This is a genomic window from Marixanthomonas sp. SCSIO 43207 (genome assembly GCF_019904255.1).
Lineage (GTDB): Bacteria > Bacteroidota > Bacteroidia > Flavobacteriales > Flavobacteriaceae > Marixanthomonas.
Genome location: NZ_CP063203.1, coordinates 1,908,743 through 1,926,933 on the forward strand (window position 1 = coordinate 1,908,743; position 18,191 = coordinate 1,926,933).

An 18,191-nucleotide genomic window follows, 5' to 3' on the forward strand; every position below is an offset into this window, starting at 1 on the left:
GTTTTCATAAGTGAGTTTAATTTTCCTTCAAAACATTAAATCCTTGTCAGACTCATTTGTTATTTTAACAGCTACTAACCTTACTCCCTTTTTAGCATACTTTTTATCGAGTAAATCATATTTGTACTCTAGTTTTGCTCCATTGTTTTCGTTTCTCGAAACATAATTAATTGATTTTGGCTCAATCATTTTATATCCAGAGGCACAACTTGTTAACGTAGTAACTGAAATTAATAGCAGGGGAATTTTAATACTTCTCATCTGTTTAATTTAAATATTGGTTTTGGTTTATGATAATATATATCTAACCACAAAGAGGCATAGCTTTTAGTAGTAGGTTTAGTTTATGTATGTGTGTGAAATGGATAATTAGTGTTTGGGGTTAAAAACTTTGAAATCTTAATAAAAAGTTAAATCGCCGCCAAATATACTTAAAAAAACTAGTTTACAAAATCTTGTAAATAGATTTTTGTGTTGCTTTGTTCAAGTAATTCATCAAACTTGTATTTTCTCCAAAACCAGGCATACCTGCAGGTTTAAAGCTACTAAATACGTTGATACCCCAACAACTTGAACTATATTGATAACAAATGACGGCGTTTGGCCATAATTGACCGAGTTTGGTCAGCGCTGCAATCCTGTGACGACGTATGCAGACATTATCCTAAATTTTAGGGGTTTTGTTCGGGGATCTTTCGGGAACGGATTGGGCTATTTTCCAAAAAAGGACGTTTTGCAAAGTAACCTAGAAGCAAACTAGATCAAATGCAGGAAAACACTCGTTTTTATAGCAATTGAACACTCAAAAATTTATCTAAAAGAATAAGAATAGAGCTAAAAACCATGACTAATAGAGTAGTGTTGTTTTGAAGCCTCCAAGAAGGTTGGTGACTTTTATCAATGCGGTACTCCAAATACAGTAAAAATGCACTAACTAATACCGGTATGGTGTAGGTGCCCAATCCTAAAAACTGACTAATGCGCCTTCATCGTTTAGGTTGATGACGTTCATACCTCCAGCTAACAGTCGCATATAAAAACAGTGAATAGAAAAGGATATAGGTATAGGTATAGATTCCATCGCTTATAGCTTAAAAATAGAAAAACCACAATTGCTTGTATTATAATAATCATAGGTCCCGCCCCTGAGATGATAATACGTTGCCCTGCACTAGAATCTTCCCTAGCTGCAAACGAGGTACTGTTTAAGTCCATGTTAGTTGTATATCCAAGAATTTCAGCTATACTCCAATATACAAACCCGTGAAGCATTCTGAAATAGGAACTTATATTGGTGAAGGAGATTGGAAAACACTTCAGTTCGTAACTAATGATTTTGATGCTTACGCGCTTTTTGATCCACTATACAGCAATCCAGACGAAATTAAAGTACTTAATGACAATACAGTAAAAATTAATACAGCAAAACAAACACTAAACATTTGGGGTGTTTTGTGTGAAAGGGAATAAACTAAAATTTAAAAGCTGAAATTTGAATTAATTTCATTTTCTATTGACTTTAATAATTTGATAAACCTTTCAAGTTGCTCAATCGTATCAAGACCATAAGCCGGTTTAAGTAAAATATGTTTAGGGTGTTTTTTATTAAGTGTAATGTAGACTGTTTCAGGTTTTAACACTTCACAAAACTCTTTATCCTTTTTTAATTTTTTAATGAGTTGTTTATTTCCCTTGAAGCTATAATACTTATCTATTTTGCTTGATAAACTTAGCTTACTAGATTTAAAAATATACCAATAAATTTTATTTAGAATAGTAGTAGGATATATTTCTAGTTTTCCATTGAAAGGCTTTTTTAAGTATAAAATAATTCGATAAGGCTCAGTAACTTGGGCAGCACCTCCAACGGCTTGAATATTCACAGATAGTTTACTGCCAGCTACCTCAAATACGCCTTTTTCTGGATGAAAAGAATATTTACCAGACGCATAAATTGTTGATTTTTTTATTTCTTCTTCATAAACTCCTTGATATTTGGCAGTAATTTCTTTTATAATATTCATCTAATGAATTTCATTTTCATAATTTCAGCATATTTGCTTTAAGTAAAATAATACCTAAAATGCACAAGTTTTACTCTTTATCAGGATACCAATCTAGCTGCTTAACAGTAATTGACTCATCTTGATTGTTTACCATTTCTTTAAACTTGCTTACATCACTCAATCCGTTTTGTCCTCTGTAATGATATGGATAAACAATGTGAGGTTTAAAATCCAAAACAGCTTTGGCAGCTTTGTTTACAGGCATAGTATAAGGTAGATTCATACATACAATGGCTATATCTATATCACTTAGGTTTCGCATTTCAGAGATATCTTCTGTATCTCCTGAAATGTATAATCGATTTCCTTCTTTTTCCAAAATATACCCATTACCACGTCCTTTTTCGTGGAATTTTTTAGCTTCTTCTCGAAGATTGTACATTGGCATTGCTTCAATAGCAATATTGTTATGAATTGTACTTTCTCCGTTTTTAATAACTTGTGTTTTTTCTCTGAGCGGGTCTGGTAATTTATCTGCAACAGCTTGTGGAGCTATTAAAATGGTACTGTCTTTCATAACTGCTTTCAATGTTTCCACATTAAGATGATCGCCGTGAATATCGGTTACCAAAACTATATTTGGCTCTGGTTGTCCATTAAATGCTTTACTACCACCTACAGGATCTACATAAAGAACTACATTGTCCCACTGTAAAACCATTGTTGCGTGCTCAATAGGTGTTATGTTTACAAAATCTTGATCTGAATGTTCTTTAATTGACTGAGGTTTCTCTACTTCTACTGTAGTCACAGTTTCATCAGATTTTTTCTTTTCTGAATTATTACATGAAGTAAATACCATTATGCTTAATGCAAGTAAAAATATAGGTCTCATTATTAGGTTTTTACTCGAATATACAGCAAAGTAAGCGTTTGTGTTGTGCGTTTCACACTATTTTAAGACATAGGGTTATAATGTAAATGCATTATTATTTACAAAAAATAAGCTGTTTACAAACAATAACTTACCATTTTGCCAAAACGAACGAAATAATACATCATCAATTATGTATACAACAGAACCTCGACCAACGCGATCTTCACCAAAAACTAAAGTATCTGTTAAGCCTTCCTTTGCAGTAGCTCCGGCAAAGCCTGAAACATTTTCAGCAGCACCTTTTATGTACCCTACATTATATCCTGAATCTAAAAAACTATATGCTTGGTCTCCTAGTTTTAAACTAAAATATGTATCGTCATACCCAAATGCCATAGGGTGAGAGGAATCCATTTTTACTTTAAATATGCTTCCGGTTATAAGGTTTTTAGTGCTTTCAAGTTCTCGGGCATCATAGGGTGTTAAATTTTGCTTAGCTTCATCATTAGAATCTGCACTTTCTAGAGTACTCTTTTCTTTTAATGAAAATCCATTTCTTCCTTCAAAACTTCGTACTGCACTACCAATAGCGATAACTTTTCCTCCTTTTTGTATCCAGTTTTTTAATTCGCTAAATGTTTCATCTTTTAGTACACTTCTGTACCAGCCGTTTGGCATTACCAAAACATCATATCGTTGAAGCATATCTGCATTAAAATCTTCAGTATTAATTGAAGTTATAGGGTACTGTAATTGTTGTTCAAAAAAATGCCAGATAGCACCATAACTTAGCGAAGAAGTTCCATTTCCTTGTAATACAGCAATACGTTGCTTGTTTATTAACTTTATATCTGGAGAACCAAAATCGGTTAGTGTATCTGCAAAACTTGTTTGAGAAGCATATAGAGTACGTTTGTGGTTATTAGCCAAACGATTTACAATAGCATCAAACTCTGTATTACTTTTGTTATCGCTTCGGGTAATAATTAAACTACCTCTGTCAAATGTGTTACCATTAAAGTTCAATTTCTTTTCTGAAAAACGCACTCGTATATCGTGCTTTAATAAATCTGCCAGAAAAGATGCATCGTCCATACTGTTCCATTTTGCGATATAACCTGCTGCAGTTGAAGCTTCAGTATTTGTTTTAAAAATAGATTTTGGAGTATCATTTGCTGAAACTAAAGAGGTGCTTGCCACAGCCTCAAGGCCATAAGCATAAGGAAGGCTCCAAGCGGTAATATCATACGTTACAGGTGTAGAAAGCTTTGTTTGTGGCTCAAATAAAACTTGAACCATTTTCCCTTTTGGTTGATTGGTACTTACTACCAATGCATTTTCTGCTTTCATACTGCCTTGTTTCGCATCAGTATAACTGTAACCTGTAACGGTTTTGCCGTTAATAAAACCATATTTTATCTCGTGTAAATCTAGAAGCTCTGTAAGCGCATTGATATTATCGCTGTTTCCTTTTAAAACATAGCTTTTATATTTTGAAGATTGATTGTTAAAGAATTTTTTAAACTCTGAAGTTAACTCTTCGGTATTTCTAGATGCTACCTCTACTGTAGAAAGCCCGGTAGTTGTGTGATGTGCAATACGATCTTTAAGAGTAAGTTCAAATCCTTCATCTGTATTAATACCTAAACCGGCAAACCCATGTCCTGCCTGTTCATAAGTCATCCCAATTGCTCCCATATAAATAGGGTAGGTGTCACCATAACTAGGATATAATAAATCAAAACGCTCACGGGTAAAAAATAACCACCCGTTTTCATCAAAGTATTTTGCGTGATTTTTACCTATTTGATGCTGAAATTCTCGTTGAAAAGGAGTGATGATTTCGTGATACGGTTCTGCAGCAGGTGCAAAGTAATAGGGCTCATTAATGCCTTGTTCGTGAAAATCAACGTGAACATGAGGCATCCATTGATTGTAAATTTTTAAACGTTGGCGAGTTTCTATTTGAGAAGCCCAAGCCCAGTCACGGTTAAGATCAAATAGGTAATGATTTGGTCTTCCTCCTGGCCATGGTTCGCTGTGCTCGGTTGCGTCTTGTGATGGGTTATACGGTGTTGCCTTTACTTGGTTGTACCAGTTTACATAGCGATCACGGCCGTCGGGGTTTACAGAAGGGTCAATAATTACAACGGTATTTTCCAGCCAATCTTTCTTTTCTGTGATTAATTGATAAAGAGTTGCCATAGCAGCTTCTGTACTCGATGCTTCATTTCCGTGTACATTATAACTCATCCATACTATAGCGTGTTTAGGATTTGCTTCACCAGACTGTAGGCCAATACTTTTCAAATTGTTGGCTCTAATGGTTTCTAGATTTAAAATATTCTGTGGAGAAGAAACCACAGCATAGGTTAATGACCGTCTTTCATTTGTTTTTCCGTACCCTTGAAAGGTTACCATATCACTATTTTCTGCAACGTGCTTAAAATAATTAACCACATCTGCATTTCTTGTAAATTGTGACCCCAATTCATATTCTAAAAATTCTGAAGGCGATTGTACTTGTGCAAATAAAAAGGATGATAATACTAAAAAGAGAGGCGTAAAAAACTTGGTCATTTTTATGTAATTTGATTTGAGGGCTAAAGATAGTTGATTTTACAAAATTCAAATCTCAAAAAATAAGCTAATTTAAAACCGAATAAGATTAACGTATCTTTAAAATCACAAATCACGTAAAGTGGTTACATTTGTGTCAATTTTTAAAGACTGTATGCCAATTTCTACTATTTCGTATCAACAAACCGGTTATTTTTCAAACTTAATTTGTGACTATCTTGACTCAAAAGATAGCTTGTCTCAATTTTTCGGAAATTTTCCATCATTAGAAAATTTCAAAAATCAAATAGAGCAAAAGCAAAATTTCTCTTCAGAATCTAGAGCTACCCTAGTGAAAGCGTTACAAAATCAATATAGTAGCGTACCTACTTCAGAAGAAACACAAAACAATATACAGTCCTTATTGCAAGAAAATACATTTACCATCACTACGGGACATCAACTTAACTTGTTTACAGGACCGTTGTATTTTTTATATAAAATAGCTTCGGTTATTAATCTTTCAGAAGCACTGAAAGACAACTATCCCAAACAGCATTTTGTACCTGTTTATTGGATGGCAAGTGAAGATCACGATTTTGACGAGATTAATTATTTTAATTTTGAAAACACAAAAATTCAATGGAGCAGAAATGCAGATGGAGCAGTAGGTAGGTTAGATGATAAAGGCTTAGATAAGGTTTTTAAAACACTTGGAGATTCTTTTGGTAATAGTGAACAAGCACAGTTTTTAAAAAACCTTTTTGAAGAAGCATATTTAAAACATGATACACTAGCTCAAGCAACACGCTATCTTGCAAATGAGCTTTTTAAAAAATACGGGCTAGTGATAATTGATGGTGATGATGCATCTCTTAAAAAGGCATTTATACCATATGCTGAAAAAGAACTTGAAGAAAATATTTCTTTTAATAAAGTAACCAAAACAACAAAACAACTTACAGATCTAGGGTATCAAGAACAAGTACATCCTCGTGAGATTAACTTATTTTATCTTACCGAAAATCGTCGTGAACGTATTATTGAAAGAGAAGAGGTGTTTTATATCAATGATACCGATCTTTCTTTTTCAAAAGAAGAATTGTTTAATGAACTAAACAACCATCCAGAGCGCTTTTCTCCCAATGCTTTGTTACGGCCATTATATCAAGAAGTTATTCTTCCTAACCTTTGCTATGTAGGTGGAGGAGGAGAATTGGCTTATTGGTTTCAGTTAAAGGATTATTTTGATGCTGTAGCAGTACCATTTCCTATATTGTTGCTCCGCAACTCTGTATTATTAGTGCCTTCAAAACTTTCAAAAAAACTGGACAGTTTGGGTGTTTCTGTTAGCGAATTATTTTTAAAACAACATGAGCTAAAGACAAAGCATACCAAACGTATTTCAGAAATTGAAATTGATTTCTCAAAGCAACGTACTCATCTTCAACAACAATTTAAAGATTTGTACACCTTGGCCAAAAAGACAGACGCATCATTCTTGGGTGCTGTAGCGGCTCAAGAAAAAAAGCAGTTAAATGGACTGGATCATCTTGAAAAACGATTGTTGAAAGCTCAAAAACGCAAATTGGTTGATGAATTGGAAAGGCTAACAAAGCTGCAAGACATCTTGTTTCCTAATCAAAGTTTGCAAGAACGCACCAAGAACTTTTCAGAATTTTACCTAGAATACGGTGACCGTCTTTTCTCTGAAATAAAAAACAATCTAGACCCATTAGCTCATAAGTTTACCATCTTGGAGTTACAAACTTAAATCTTGCTGCTGCAGGTAGTTGAGTGTGTTTGGACCTTCATTAAAAAGTAAATCTAGAATCGATAAGTTGGAAAGAAATCCGTGTTTGGTTTCAAAAACTTGTTTGTAAGGAGATAAGTTAAAATCGGGTTGATTTTTGGCTTTAGCTAGATAACGAAGGTTTATAATTTTTTCAGGATTTTTATGATATTCTTCGGTCTTTGAGGTTTCTACGTCAAGATCTATTAATTCGCAAAGGGTATCAAAAATGTCTAAGTTATGATCTAAAAGTTTATTAACTGGTTTATTGAACAGTGGATAGAGTTCGTCTTCATAAAATTCAAAAAAAGGTGATGTGCGGTAAGCGGTAGTTAATGATTTCCAATGTTGTGATTGCCACGGAAATTCATTTTCAACTTGTACTTCTTTTGTTTTTTGACGTTGACCGGTATGTTTAATAGGAATATTTAAGGTTAGTTTTCCATTACTATGTGCAATATAGGTACGGGTACGGTACGATTGTTTTTGGTAATTACCAGATACTTCAAAAACTACTTTTTCTGCTTTGGCAATAGCAACCATTTGGGCAATAGATGGAAAATAAACCGGGTGAACCAAAATAGAATCCATAACAATGAACGTTTATGATTTTTACTTCAGAGATAAGAAAGCAACCACTTATTTATTTTTCTTTTTTCTTTTTCTGAAAAAGTCAAAAACAAACCAAGCAATAACCAAAACTAAGAAATATGAAAGGTATGAAACTGGTTTACCTTTACCGCCAACAGTTGTAAACAACCGTTCCCAGCGTATTTTATTCATAATTCCTTGTTTGGTGCCATCCCAACTCATCCAGATAAAAACGGGTTTTCCTACCACGTGATTAAAAGGCACATACCCCCACATACGAGCATCTTGTGAGTTGTTACGATTATCACCCATCATCCAATAATAGTCTTGCTTAAAAGTATAACTACTTATGGGTTCACCATTTAATAATACTTGATTGCCAGAAGTGGTAATGTTGTTTTCAATGCCTAATTCGCTTCCTTCATATACTTCAATAATGCGTTTATAAAACGGAATGGTTTCAAGATTTATATCAACAGTAGCGTCTTTCTTCGGAATATAAATAGGCCCAAAGTTATCTGCATTCCACTTATAGCGGTCGTCTTGTGGAAAGATAGAGGCATCAAACTCTCCTTTTTCAGATTTATACCTAAAAACTTCAGCAATATTAGGATTTTGCTTCAGTAGGTTAAGTGAATTTTCTGAAACAGCCGGTAAAACGTATGCTTTTAAATTTTCATCATATCCTATACCATCTGTAATGTCATACTGCTCTCTAAACACATTTGGATTCATTTTTCCTTTGGTTCTAAAAGCATATGAAAACTGAATTTTTGATCGGTCTGGAAGGTCGTTTTGCTTTCCGTCTATGTAAACGTATCCATCTCTAATTTCTAATGAATCTCCCGGCAAACCTACACAACGCTTTACATAGTTTGATTTTTTATCAATAGGTTTATAAGCCTTTCCGCTTGGTGGTGGTCCTATGTTTTCAAACTCATCAATAGGCCAGTTAAAAACAACAATATCGTTGCGTTCAATATCTTCAAAGCCTGGGAATCTAAAGTATGGTATTTGTGGTTTTGAAATATAAGATTTTGATTTTACAACCGGTATTGTATCGTGCACCATCGGAAACGAAAGTGGGGTCATAGGTGTACGAGCTCCATAATGAAACTTACTTACAAATAAAAAGTCGCCAACTAATAATGTTTTTTCTAAAGATGCAGTTGGGATAGTAAACGGCTGCATAAAGTATGTATGAACAATTGTAGCTGCTACAACTGCAAACAAAATAGAACTTACCCATTCTCCAGCGGCAGTGCGAGGTTTTAGGCTTCGTTCTTCAATATACGTGACCTCTTGTGTGTAATTTATATAATAAATATATAGACCAAATGTAAGTATTGCCAAAAAAGTATTTGCGTTGCTGTTCCTGCCAAAGCTTCGCAAGGTTTCAACCCAAACAACAGGAAACATAATTAAGTTTACAATAGGAATAAAAAGTAAAATTACCCACCACCAAGGGCGATTTATAATTTTCATCAATATTACTGCATTGTAAACCGGTACAGCAGCTTCCCAAGCTTGTCTTCCGGATTTAATGTATAACTTCCAGGTTCCTAAAAAGTGAACTACTTGTATTAATAGGAAAAATAATAACCAACCTGTCCAACTCATATTTTATTTTTTTCTGAAGAAATTATTCTTCTTTTTATTTTTAATTCAATAGAACGCTGCAATACTACGAAATTCCTAACACATCTTTCATAGTAAAAACACCGCTTTCTTTTTTTGACAACCACTCTGCTGCAAGGATGGCACCTTTTGCAAATCCGTCACGTGTATGCGCCTCATGCTTAATTGAAATAGTATCAATTGTCGACGTATAGGTTACGGCATGAGTACCTTTTACATCTCCTTCACGTTTAGCAGAAATAGGAATTGTAGAAGGGGAGACTTCATCTAGTTTCCAATTATCTTTATGGGTATGCTTCATAATTCCTTCGGCTATGGTGATAGCTGTGCCGCTGGGAGCATCTTTTTTTTGGGTATGATGTATTTCTTCAACAGAAACATCATACTCATCCCAAGGAGCCATAACTTTTGCTACATATTCATTAATTCCAAAAAATAAATTAACGCCTACACTAAAGTTTGACGCATAAATGAAGCTTCCGTTACGTGCTTCACAATTTTTTATTATTTTTTTATATGAATCAAGCCAGCCTGTTGTGCCGCAAACAACCGGAACTCCTTCGTTAAAACATTTTTCTATATTTTTAACTGCTGCTTCAGGAATAGAAAATTCAATAGCGGCGTCTGCTTCTTTTAACTTTCCTTCTTCAAAATCACTACCAGATTTAAATACTATCTCGTGACCTTTATCAGTAGCAAGTTTTTCAATGGTTTTACCCATTTTTCCATATCCTAATAGTGCTAGTTTCATTATAATTTAATTCGGAATGACAAACCATAATTGGCTTGTGTGTTTATTGGGTTTACTTGAAAATTTGGCGACACTGAAAGATCTTCTGAAACGTTATATTGTTGTAAATGAGCGTCTACATTGGCATCAATAATATTAAGCATATACACCAAAACAACAGCAATTACACTGTAATCTTTATTTTTTTTGGCATTACGTTGTGCGTCAATTAAACGATTGGTTGATATACCTTGAAATTCATCATCTTCAAAGCCAGCGAGCCTTCTTTTGTAAGCATCACGAAAACGATTGTAATCATCATCGTTTTTTAAATAAAAATAGACGCCAGTTGCCATACCTGCATAAACTATAGGAATTTTCCAGTACCTTTTATTGTAAGCTTGTCCTAACCCAGGTACTACTGCAGAATAAAAGGCAGCTTTTGATGGTGCTAATGGGTTGTATGGCTTGTTATCTAAAACAGTATCTTTTACAACAATTCCAGATTTTTTTTCAGAAAGAAGTACACTATCTTTTTGTACAGCAGTTGTGTCTGCTTCTTGAGCAAAAGCAGCTGTTGCTACTAAAAAAAATAGGATATTTAATAACCTACTGTTCACGTTTTAATAGCTTGAGAATACGTTGAAAGTCCTCCTTGTTTTTAAAAGGTACAACTAATTGACCTTTACCAGATTTTGAAACTTTTACATTTACTTTTGTTTCTAGTAAGTCTTCCAATTCTTTTCTGCCTTTATTAGCAAATTGAGGTGTTGCTTTTTTTGCAGGTTTTGGTTTATCGTCAGTAGATTTATAATTTCTTACCAATGCTTCGGTATCTCTTACAGACAGCTTATTACTTACTATTTTTTCATAAATGTCCAACTGGGTGTCAGGATCTTCAACATTTATTAAAGCTCGACCATGACCCATAGATATAAATCCGTCACGCATTCCGGTCTGGATTATAGGATCTAGTTTTAAAAGACGTAAATAATTAGCAATTGTTGAGCGATTTTTACCTACGCGATCACTTAACTCTTCTTGAGTAATTTCAATTTCTTCAATTAAACGTTGATATGAAAGAGCAATCTCAATAGGGTCTAAATCTTGACGTTGAATATTTTCAACCAATGCCATCTCAAGTGACTCTTGGTCATTGGCAATACGGATGTATGCGGGTATGCGCTCTAGGCCAATGAGTTTTGAAGCTCTAAAACGACGTTCACCACTTACCAATTGGTATTTGTTAAAGCCAAGCTTTCGTACTGTTATAGGTTGAATTACGCCAAGTTCTTTAATTGAAGAAGCCAACTCTCGCAAGGTTTCTTCATTAAAACTTGTACGTGGCTGAAAAGGATTTACCTCAATGGTATCTAATTCCAACTCGACTATGTTACCAACAACTTTGTCTGCGTTTTTATCTTCTGCAGATTGTATATCGTTTGAGGGATCTTTCAATAAAGCAGAAAGACCACGTCCTAAGGCTTGTTTTTTTGTTGCTTTCGCCATCTATCGTTTCTAGTTTTTCTCAATTAACTCTTGTGCCAAACTTAAGTAATTATTGGCTCCTTTACTACTGGCGTCGTAGCTAATAATGCTTTCACCATAACTTGGTGCTTCACTTAAACGTACGTTTCGCATAATGATTGTCTTAAAAACCATTTCATCAAAATGTTTTTTAACTTCATCAACCACTTGATTTGAAAGTCGTAAACGAGAATCATACATTGTAAGTAAAAGCCCTTCAATGTCTAGATTGTTGTTATGTATTTTTTGAACACTTTTAATTGTGTTTAATAGTTTTCCTAGTCCTTCTAATGCAAAATACTCACACTGAATAGGAATAATCACTGAATCAGCTGCTGTCAAGGCGTTAAGCGTTAATAACCCTAAGGAAGGAGCACAGTCTATCAAGATAAAGTCATATTGATCTTTAAGGCCTTCTATGGCATTTTTGAGCATAGACTCGCGCTTATCTTGATCTACCAATTCAATTTCTATGGCAACCAAATCTATATGTGCAGGAATAAGATGCAAATTTGGAGAGCTAGTTTCCATAATAGCATCGGCTGCAGATATGGTATGTTCTAGAATTTGATACGTACCTTTCTCAACTTCTTCTACATCAACGCCAAGCCCTGATGTTGCATTAGCCTGGGGATCTGCGTCAATTAATAAAACTTTTTTTTCCAATACGCCTAATGAGGCGGCTAAATTGACCGAGGTTGTGGTTTTTCCCACACCTCCTTTTTGATTGGCAATTGCTATTATTTTACCCATTAAGTATGTTATGGTTTAAAGGCTAAAAATACAATTATTTATGCGGACATAAAATCATTTTTGTTAACAGGAAGTGAACAATTAAGTGTGGTTATGATTTATTCTTTTTTGATCGAATCATCATTTCAAGCATATCCCACATTTCATTAGGTATTTCTTCTAAAAGATTCATTTGTCCAGCACCTTTTAGCCACTCACCACCATCAATAACAACCACTTCACCATTTAAATATGCTGAAAAGTCTGATACTAAATAAGCTGCTAGGTTTGCTAATTCTTGATGATCACCCACTCGTTTAAGAGGTACTTTTTTGGCAAGGTCAAACTTATCTTTTAAATCTCCCGGAAGCAATCTATCCCATGCTCCTTTTGTAGGGAAAGGCCCAGGCGCTATGGCATTGAAACGTATTCCGTATTTTGCCCACTCAACTGCCAAAGAACGAGTTAAAGCCAATACTCCGGCTTTTGCAGTAGCACTTGGTACTACATAGGCTGAACCCGTAAAGGCATATGTGGTAACAATATTTAATACTGTTTTATTTGTTTCTTTTTTGTCAATCCAATGTTTACCAAAAGCTAGTGTACAATTTTTTGTCCCTTTTAAAACAATATCTATAATAGTGTCAAATGCATTGGCAGAAAGACGTTCTGTAGGAGATATAAAATTTCCTGCAGCATTATTCAATAAAACATCAACTGTCCCAAATTCTTTAACCGAAGCTTCCACCATCGCTTCAACTTCGTCATAATTGCGTACATCACATTGCACAGGTAGAACAGTTCCGCCGGTTTCATCTTCCAGTTCTTTTTTAACTGTTTGTAGCTTTTCTATATTTCTAGAAGTGATTACCACATTGGCTCCTAATTCCAAAAAATAGGTGGTCATCGATTTTCCCAATCCGCTACCACCACCGGTAACAACAATTGTTTTTCCTTTTAATGCATCATCACGAAGCATTTTTGCTGAAGTATCCATAGTTTTTTTTTAGTCTTGTAAAAATAGGAATTTGCTTCCTAATAGAAGAACAACCCTTCTTCTTAATAAAATATCTTGTTATTAATTTAAGAAACCTTATTCATCGGTAGCGATGTCAATTAAAATTTGAAGTATTTCAATAGCAGCATCACTAATTTTGGTTCCGGGACCATATACAGCTGTAGCACCAACGTCAAATAAAAACTGATAATCTTGCGACGGAATCACACCACCAACAATTACCATAATATCTTCACGGTTGTGTTTTTTTAACTCGTCAATTACTTGAGGAACTAGTGTTTTGTGACCCGCGGCCAATGAAGAAACCCCTAGAATGTGAACATCGTTTTCAACAGCTTGTTTAGCAGCTTCGGCAGGTGTTTGAAACAAAGGACCAATGTCAACATCAAAGCCAACGTCTGCATAACCGGTAGAAACTACTTTGGCTCCACGATCGTGACCGTCTTGTCCCATTTTGGCAATCATAATACGTGGCCTGCGCCCTTCCAATTCGGCAAATTTATCGGCTAACTTCCTTGCTTTGGCAAAGGATGGGTCTTTGTTTATTTCACTGCTATACACACCGCTTACAGATTTAATTTGTGCTTTATATCTTCCAAAAACGTCTTCCAAGGCATCTGAAATTTCGCCCAGTGTAGCTCGTTCTCTTGCTGCATCTATGGCTAAAGCTAATAAATTTCCGTCACCTGTTTTGGCACTTTCAGTTAATTTTTGAAGTGTTTCTTTTACTTTTTGAGTATTTCGTTCTTTTTTAATGCGCTCCAACCGTTCTATTTGTGAAGTGCGCACTTTTTGATTATCAACATCTAAAATTTGAAGCGGATCTTCTTTTTCCAATCTATATTTATTGGTACCAACGATAATATCTTGTCCGCTATCAATACGAGCTTGTTTTCTAGCTGAGGCCTCTTCAATACGCAATTTCGGAATTCCTTTTTCTATTGCTTTGGTCATTCCGCCCAATTCTTCTACTTCTTCTATAAGAGCCCAAGCGCTTTTTGCAATATCATCGGTTAATTTTTCAACATAATAGCTTCCAGCCCAAGGATCAACCGTTTTTGTGATTTCGGTTTCTTCTTGTAAGTAAATTTGTGTGTTTCTTGCAATTCTAGCTGAAAAGTCTGTGGGCAAAGCTATAGCTTCGTCCAGCGCATTGGTATGTAATGATTGCGTACCGCCAAAAGCTGCTGCAGAAGCTTCAATGCAAGTTCTTGCTACGTTATTAAAAGGGTCTTGCTCAGTTAAACTCCAACCGCTGGTTTGACAATGAGTTCTAAGAGATAAAGATTTTGGGTTTTTAGGGTTGAATTGTTTTACCAATTTTGCCCATAACATGCGCGCTGCTCGCATTTTGGCAATTTCCATAAAATGATTCATACCAATTGCCCAGAAAAAAGATAAGCGCGGAGCAAAGGTGTCAATATCCATACCGGCATCAATCCCTGTGCGAATGTACTCTAGGCCATCTGCCAATGTATACGCCAATTCTATATCACACGTAGCGCCGGCTTCTTGCATGTGATACCCTGAAATGGAAATTGAATTAAAACGAGGCATATTTTTGGAAGTAAATTCAAAAATATCACTGATTATTTTCATAGAGGGCGTTGGCGGATAAATGTAGGTGTTACGCACCATAAATTCTTTTAAAATATCGTTTTGAATGGTTCCTGCTAAGGCTTCTGGTGAAACGCCTTGTTCTTCGGCGGCAACAATGTAAAAAGCCATAATAGGTAAAACGGCGCCATTCATTGTCATGGAAACACTCATTTTATCTAGCGGAATTTGATCAAAGAGTATTTTCATATCCTCGACCGAATCAATCGCAACTCCGGCTTTTCCTACGTCACCAAATACTCGCTCGTGATCGCTATCATACCCTCGGTGTGTTGCCAAATCAAAAGCTACTGAAAGTCCTTTTTGTCCGGCTGCTAAATTTCTTCGGTAGAAAGCGTTACTTTCTTCAGCAGTAGAAAATCCGGCATACTGTCGTATAGTCCAAGGTCTGCGAACATACATAGTAGAGTAGGGGCCCCGCAAATAAGGTGATATTCCAGCTGCAAACTCTAAGTGGTCTATATTTTTCAGATCTTCTGCAGAGTAGCGGTTTTTAACCTCAATTTTTTCTGCAGTAGTATATTTTTTGTTTGCTATACTCGGCTTAGGAGTATATGCTTTATTATTTTGTAAGCTTATATGTTGAACGTCTTTTCTACTCATTACATTCTGAATTTTTTAATAAAAGGATCAAAATATGCCTCAAACGGTGTTGATAACTGAAGAAAAATTGTCTTATTGTTTGATGTTATAAAATAGCTTGAAGTAAATGTCTCTAGCTTTTCTCCTTCGGCTTTATAGATACTTTTAAAAATACAATTTTCTGGTGTACCGCTATAACGAGCGGTTATTTTTTTAAAACTGATGTTTTTATTTCGTACAGATTTTTCGGCGTTTAAACGCATAATGCCCAAAAACTGTTGTGCCTCTCTTTTTGATAAAGGTGTGTATGGCATGGTATTTACAGTGCACGTAGCGTTTGTTTTTTCATCAAAAAAGATGTAAAAATCACCTTTCATTTTGTTGAGGTTATTCAGTCTGTTAAATTCGTTATTTACTTGATCTTCTGCTGCGAGTTTGTTTATTACTTTTTGATAGCTGGCTATTGAGTATTTCTCAAAATCTTCAGGTAAGTAAATTTCTGTGCCGTTTGCATCTAAAAAATGATACGTGCCAAATACTTGTTCTGTTTCTTCGGCATCAACCCAACTTACCATTTCTTTCCCTACTTGTACACAAGAGACGCACAGTAAGGCGATGATAAAAAATGATATTTTAAATCGATTTTTATGCATAATTATTAAAGCTTCTGATCGCCAAATAAACGGCAAAAGCAATAAAAAGGACAGTTAAAACTATAATGAGAAGTCTGTAGTATTTTGATTTACTCAATGAATTACGCCTTATGAATAATCCTAATCCTAATATGGCAAATCCAATTGCTAAAATAACTTCTAGCGCTTCTCTACTCATTATTTTTCTTCTTTTAAACGTTCTTGTTCTGTTTGTTCTGCCAATCTTTTTTCTATAATTGGCTCAATAAGGGTTTTGCGTGGGTTTGTTTTTACAAATGGATAAAGCTCTAGATCGTCTTTCATACGGTCTTGTGGGTTGGTATGATAATTTGTGCCCAATAGCTTTAGTGTTCCGTCATTGTACAATTGCTGTTCTTTCTCAGCACTTTCTTTAATTTTTTGCTGAATTTTTCCTTCTTTTAATTGCTGAAGAAATCCGCCGCCTTTTTCAATAGTCTTAAATAAAGCAAGCGCCTTTTCAGCCAATTCATCAGTCAAGCTTTCAATATAATATGTACCATCTGCTGCGTTACTAACAGTATCAAAATAACTCTCTTCTTTTAAAACCAATAATTGGTTACGGCTTATGCGCTCACCAAACTCATTACTTTTATGATATAAAGCATCATATGGTAAGTTACAAACCGTATTTGCACCACCCAAAACAGCACTCATACATTCTGTTGTGGTACGCAGCATATTAACATTATAATCATACAGTGTTTTATTTCGTTTTGAAGGAAACGCAATGATGTGGCAGCTTTCTGAAATAGTATATTCTGAAGCCAACGCGGCATATAATTTACGAAGAGCTCTTATTTTGGCTATTTCAAAAAAGTAATTTGAACCAACTGCAACTTTGAAAGTGATATTGCCTTCTAGCTTTTTTGAAGAAAAATGATTTAAATATTCGTTTACCTGAGCCAAGCTGTAGGCTAACTGTTGTACCATTGTAGCTCCGGCATTTTGATACCCAGTACTATCTACAGAAAGTATTGCTGAATGAACATTTTCTGAAATTATTTTTTCTAAAACAGTGTGATCCTGCTTCAAGTTATAAAACCAATTTCCTGAATGAGTAAGATTACCAATGATGTCTATATTGTAAAATACAGTTGCTTTTTTATGGGAAAGAAAATGATTCAGTTTTTCAATAAATGATCCAGAAAGAAAAGCAAAGTTGAAATATATTGGTGTTTCTTTAAAAGGAAAATCTGTAAAGAGTTTTTCAACTTCAAACTCATCTTTTGCAGAAAAATAGATAGCTTCTGCTCCTCGTTTAATGCTGTCAAGCGCTAATTTGTTTGCTACGCTCTCGTCATCAATAAATATGTGTTGTGCAATATTCCACGTAGTGGGTTGCCCAGGAATAGCTTTAAATGGTTCTTCAAAGTCATCTGGGTGGTAAAAGGGTTTTACGTGAATGCCTTCCCGACTTTGCCAAACGAGCGTTTCATTATAATCGGCTCCTTTTAAGTCTACTTGTATTTTTTGTTTCCACTGCTTTGCAGAAACAGAATCAAATTCTTTAAATAAATCACTCATCGTCTTCCTTGTTTTTAAGGCTGTCTTCGTGTTCTATGATATATATATCTTCGTTCTCTTTCTTAAGATAGTATTTTTCTCGAGCAAATCGTTCTACTTCATCACTATCTTTCATTTTTTCGATAAATGCTTTGTCTTTTTCTATTTCAGATTTATAAAATTCGGCATTTTCTTGAAGACCTTTAATGTCATCATCCAGTTCTTGATGTATAAACCAAGAGTTAGTATCAAAAAAAATCATCCAAACTAGAAAAACCAAAACTATGAGCATGTATTTATTGCTCATTATTTTGAACCATTTTTTCTGTTTGATTTCTGAAAGTT

At 34.8% G+C, this 18,191-nt stretch carries 18 protein-coding genes; 2 read left to right on the plus strand and 16 right to left on the minus strand.

From position 1 onward, the window contains the following. Window positions 1-27: 27 nt before the first annotated feature. Window positions 28-261 (minus strand): hypothetical protein, encoded by a 234-nt coding sequence (locus tag INR76_RS13955; RefSeq protein ID WP_255592561.1) that lies wholly within the window; start codon window positions 259-261, stop codon window positions 28-30. 1,002 nt (window positions 262-1,263) lie between these two features. Here INR76_RS13955 and INR76_RS08945 point away from each other — a divergent pair. Beyond that, the gene (locus tag INR76_RS08945; RefSeq protein ID WP_223107557.1) at window positions 1,264-1,470 is read left to right on the plus strand and encodes a hypothetical protein; all 207 of its coding nucleotides are present in this window, start codon (window positions 1,264-1,266) and stop codon (window positions 1,468-1,470) included. Window positions 1,471-1,478: 8 nt separating this feature from the next. Here the strand turns inward: INR76_RS08945 and INR76_RS08950 are convergent, their stop codons facing one another. From INR76_RS08950 to INR76_RS08960, 3 genes are all read right to left on the minus strand, one after another. Then, window positions 1,479-2,024: a hypothetical protein gene (locus INR76_RS08950; RefSeq protein ID WP_223107558.1), complete on the minus strand. Its 546-nt coding sequence runs from the start codon at window positions 2,022-2,024 to the stop codon at window positions 1,479-1,481. A gap of 70 nt (window positions 2,025-2,094) precedes the next feature. After that, entirely contained in the window at window positions 2,095-2,901 is an 807-nt protein-coding gene (locus tag INR76_RS08955) for an MBL fold metallo-hydrolase (RefSeq protein WP_223107559.1), read from the minus strand. A 75-nt stretch (window positions 2,902-2,976) separates the two neighbouring features. Continuing rightward, window positions 2,977-5,463 (minus strand): M14 family metallopeptidase, encoded by a 2,487-nt coding sequence (locus INR76_RS08960; protein ID WP_223107560.1) that lies wholly within the window; start codon window positions 5,461-5,463, stop codon window positions 2,977-2,979. 154 nt (window positions 5,464-5,617) lie between these two features. On the opposite strand from INR76_RS08960, the gene bshC reads away from it, so the two are divergent. After that, window positions 5,618-7,216, plus strand: a complete 1,599-nt coding sequence (gene bshC / locus INR76_RS08965; protein WP_223109995.1) for a bacillithiol biosynthesis cysteine-adding enzyme BshC — start codon at window positions 5,618-5,620, stop codon at window positions 7,214-7,216. Here bshC and INR76_RS08970 read toward each other — a convergent pair. The 12 genes from INR76_RS08970 to INR76_RS09025 all read right to left on the minus strand — a co-directional run bounded on the left by INR76_RS08970 (window position 7,205) and on the right by INR76_RS09025 (window position 18,153). Beyond that, a complete protein-coding gene (locus tag INR76_RS08970; RefSeq protein ID WP_223107561.1) occupies window positions 7,205-7,825 on the minus strand; it encodes a WbqC family protein in 621 nt (206 codons plus the stop codon). The two genes, bshC and INR76_RS08970, sit on opposite strands and share 12 nt — an antisense overlap. Before the next feature lie 48 nt (window positions 7,826-7,873). Then, window positions 7,874-9,445 (minus strand): signal peptidase I, encoded by a 1,572-nt coding sequence (gene lepB, locus INR76_RS08975; RefSeq protein WP_223107562.1) that lies wholly within the window; start codon window positions 9,443-9,445, stop codon window positions 7,874-7,876. 64 nt (window positions 9,446-9,509) lie between these two features. Then, window positions 9,510-10,214 carry a 4-hydroxy-tetrahydrodipicolinate reductase gene (gene dapB, locus INR76_RS08980; protein WP_223107563.1) on the minus strand — a complete coding sequence of 235 codons (705 nt, stop codon included), beginning with the start codon at window positions 10,212-10,214 and terminating at the stop codon, window positions 9,510-9,512. Further along, entirely contained in the window at window positions 10,214-10,813 is a 600-nt protein-coding gene (locus INR76_RS08985) for a DUF5683 domain-containing protein (protein ID WP_223107565.1), read from the minus strand. Before INR76_RS08985 ends, dapB begins: the two co-directional genes overlap by 1 nt. Beyond that, on the minus strand, window positions 10,803-11,702 hold the full coding sequence (locus INR76_RS08990) for a ParB/RepB/Spo0J family partition protein (protein ID WP_223107566.1): 900 nt from the start codon (window positions 11,700-11,702) through the stop codon (window positions 10,803-10,805). Before INR76_RS08990 ends, INR76_RS08985 begins: the two co-directional genes overlap by 11 nt. A 9-nt stretch (window positions 11,703-11,711) precedes the next feature. After that, window positions 11,712-12,473, minus strand: coding sequence for a ParA family protein (locus INR76_RS08995; protein ID WP_223107567.1), 762 nt, complete (start codon window positions 12,471-12,473; stop codon window positions 11,712-11,714). Between the two features lie 91 nt (window positions 12,474-12,564). Beyond that, window positions 12,565-13,449 carry an SDR family oxidoreductase gene (locus tag INR76_RS09000; protein WP_223107568.1) on the minus strand — a complete coding sequence of 295 codons (885 nt, stop codon included), beginning with the start codon at window positions 13,447-13,449 and terminating at the stop codon, window positions 12,565-12,567. 96 nt (window positions 13,450-13,545) lie between these two features. Continuing rightward, the gene (gene scpA, locus INR76_RS09005; protein WP_223107569.1) at window positions 13,546-15,690 is read right to left on the minus strand and encodes a methylmalonyl-CoA mutase; all 2,145 of its coding nucleotides are present in this window, start codon (window positions 15,688-15,690) and stop codon (window positions 13,546-13,548) included. Next, a complete protein-coding gene (locus INR76_RS09010; RefSeq protein WP_223107570.1) occupies window positions 15,690-16,322 on the minus strand; it encodes a hypothetical protein in 633 nt (210 codons plus the stop codon). The genes scpA and INR76_RS09010 overlap by 1 nt, the downstream gene beginning before the upstream one ends. Then, window positions 16,315-16,500: a hypothetical protein gene (locus INR76_RS09015; RefSeq protein WP_223107571.1), complete on the minus strand. Its 186-nt coding sequence runs from the start codon at window positions 16,498-16,500 to the stop codon at window positions 16,315-16,317. Before INR76_RS09015 ends, INR76_RS09010 begins: the two co-directional genes overlap by 8 nt. Then, complete coding sequence (locus INR76_RS09020; protein WP_223107572.1) at window positions 16,500-17,867, minus strand: methylmalonyl-CoA mutase subunit beta; 1,368 nt, start codon at window positions 17,865-17,867, stop codon at window positions 16,500-16,502. Before INR76_RS09020 ends, INR76_RS09015 begins: the two co-directional genes overlap by 1 nt. Then, window positions 17,860-18,153: a septum formation initiator family protein gene (locus INR76_RS09025; RefSeq protein WP_370632391.1), complete on the minus strand. Its 294-nt coding sequence runs from the start codon at window positions 18,151-18,153 to the stop codon at window positions 17,860-17,862. Before INR76_RS09025 ends, INR76_RS09020 begins: the two co-directional genes overlap by 8 nt. Between the last annotated feature and the right edge of the window lie 38 nt (window positions 18,154-18,191).

Coding starts and splice junctions, on each gene's coding strand:
- INR76_RS09010 (WP_223107570.1), bottom strand. CDS start 16,322: ATGCATAAAAATCGATTTAAAATATCATTTTTTATCATCGCCTTACTG.
- dapB (WP_223107563.1), bottom strand. CDS start 10,214: ATGAAACTAGCACTATTAGGATATGGAAAAATGGGTAAAACCATTGAA.
- bshC (WP_223109995.1), top strand. CDS start 5,618: ATGCCAATTTCTACTATTTCGTATCAACAAACCGGTTATTTTTCAAAC.
- INR76_RS08950 (WP_223107558.1), bottom strand. CDS start 2,024: ATGAATATTATAAAAGAAATTACTGCCAAATATCAAGGAGTTTATGAA.
- INR76_RS13955 (WP_255592561.1), bottom strand. CDS start 261: ATGAGAAGTATTAAAATTCCCCTGCTATTAATTTCAGTTACTACGTTA.
- INR76_RS09000 (WP_223107568.1), bottom strand. CDS start 13,449: ATGGATACTTCAGCAAAAATGCTTCGTGATGATGCATTAAAAGGAAAA.
- INR76_RS08970 (WP_223107561.1), bottom strand. CDS start 7,825: ATGGATTCTATTTTGGTTCACCCGGTTTATTTTCCATCTATTGCCCAA.
- INR76_RS09020 (WP_223107572.1), bottom strand. CDS start 17,867: ATGAGTGATTTATTTAAAGAATTTGATTCTGTTTCTGCAAAGCAGTGG.
- lepB (WP_223107562.1), bottom strand. CDS start 9,445: ATGAGTTGGACAGGTTGGTTATTATTTTTCCTATTAATACAAGTAGTT.
- INR76_RS08995 (WP_223107567.1), bottom strand. CDS start 12,473: ATGGGTAAAATAATAGCAATTGCCAATCAAAAAGGAGGTGTGGGAAAA.
- INR76_RS08955 (WP_223107559.1), bottom strand. CDS start 2,901: ATGAGACCTATATTTTTACTTGCATTAAGCATAATGGTATTTACTTCA.
- INR76_RS08960 (WP_223107560.1), bottom strand. CDS start 5,463: ATGACCAAGTTTTTTACGCCTCTCTTTTTAGTATTATCATCCTTTTTA.
- scpA (WP_223107569.1), bottom strand. CDS start 15,690: ATGAGTAGAAAAGACGTTCAACATATAAGCTTACAAAATAATAAAGCA.
- INR76_RS08990 (WP_223107566.1), bottom strand. CDS start 11,702: ATGGCGAAAGCAACAAAAAAACAAGCCTTAGGACGTGGTCTTTCTGCT.
- INR76_RS09015 (WP_223107571.1), bottom strand. CDS start 16,500: ATGAGTAGAGAAGCGCTAGAAGTTATTTTAGCAATTGGATTTGCCATA.
- INR76_RS09025 (WP_370632391.1), bottom strand. CDS start 18,153: ATGAGCAATAAATACATGCTCATAGTTTTGGTTTTTCTAGTTTGGATG.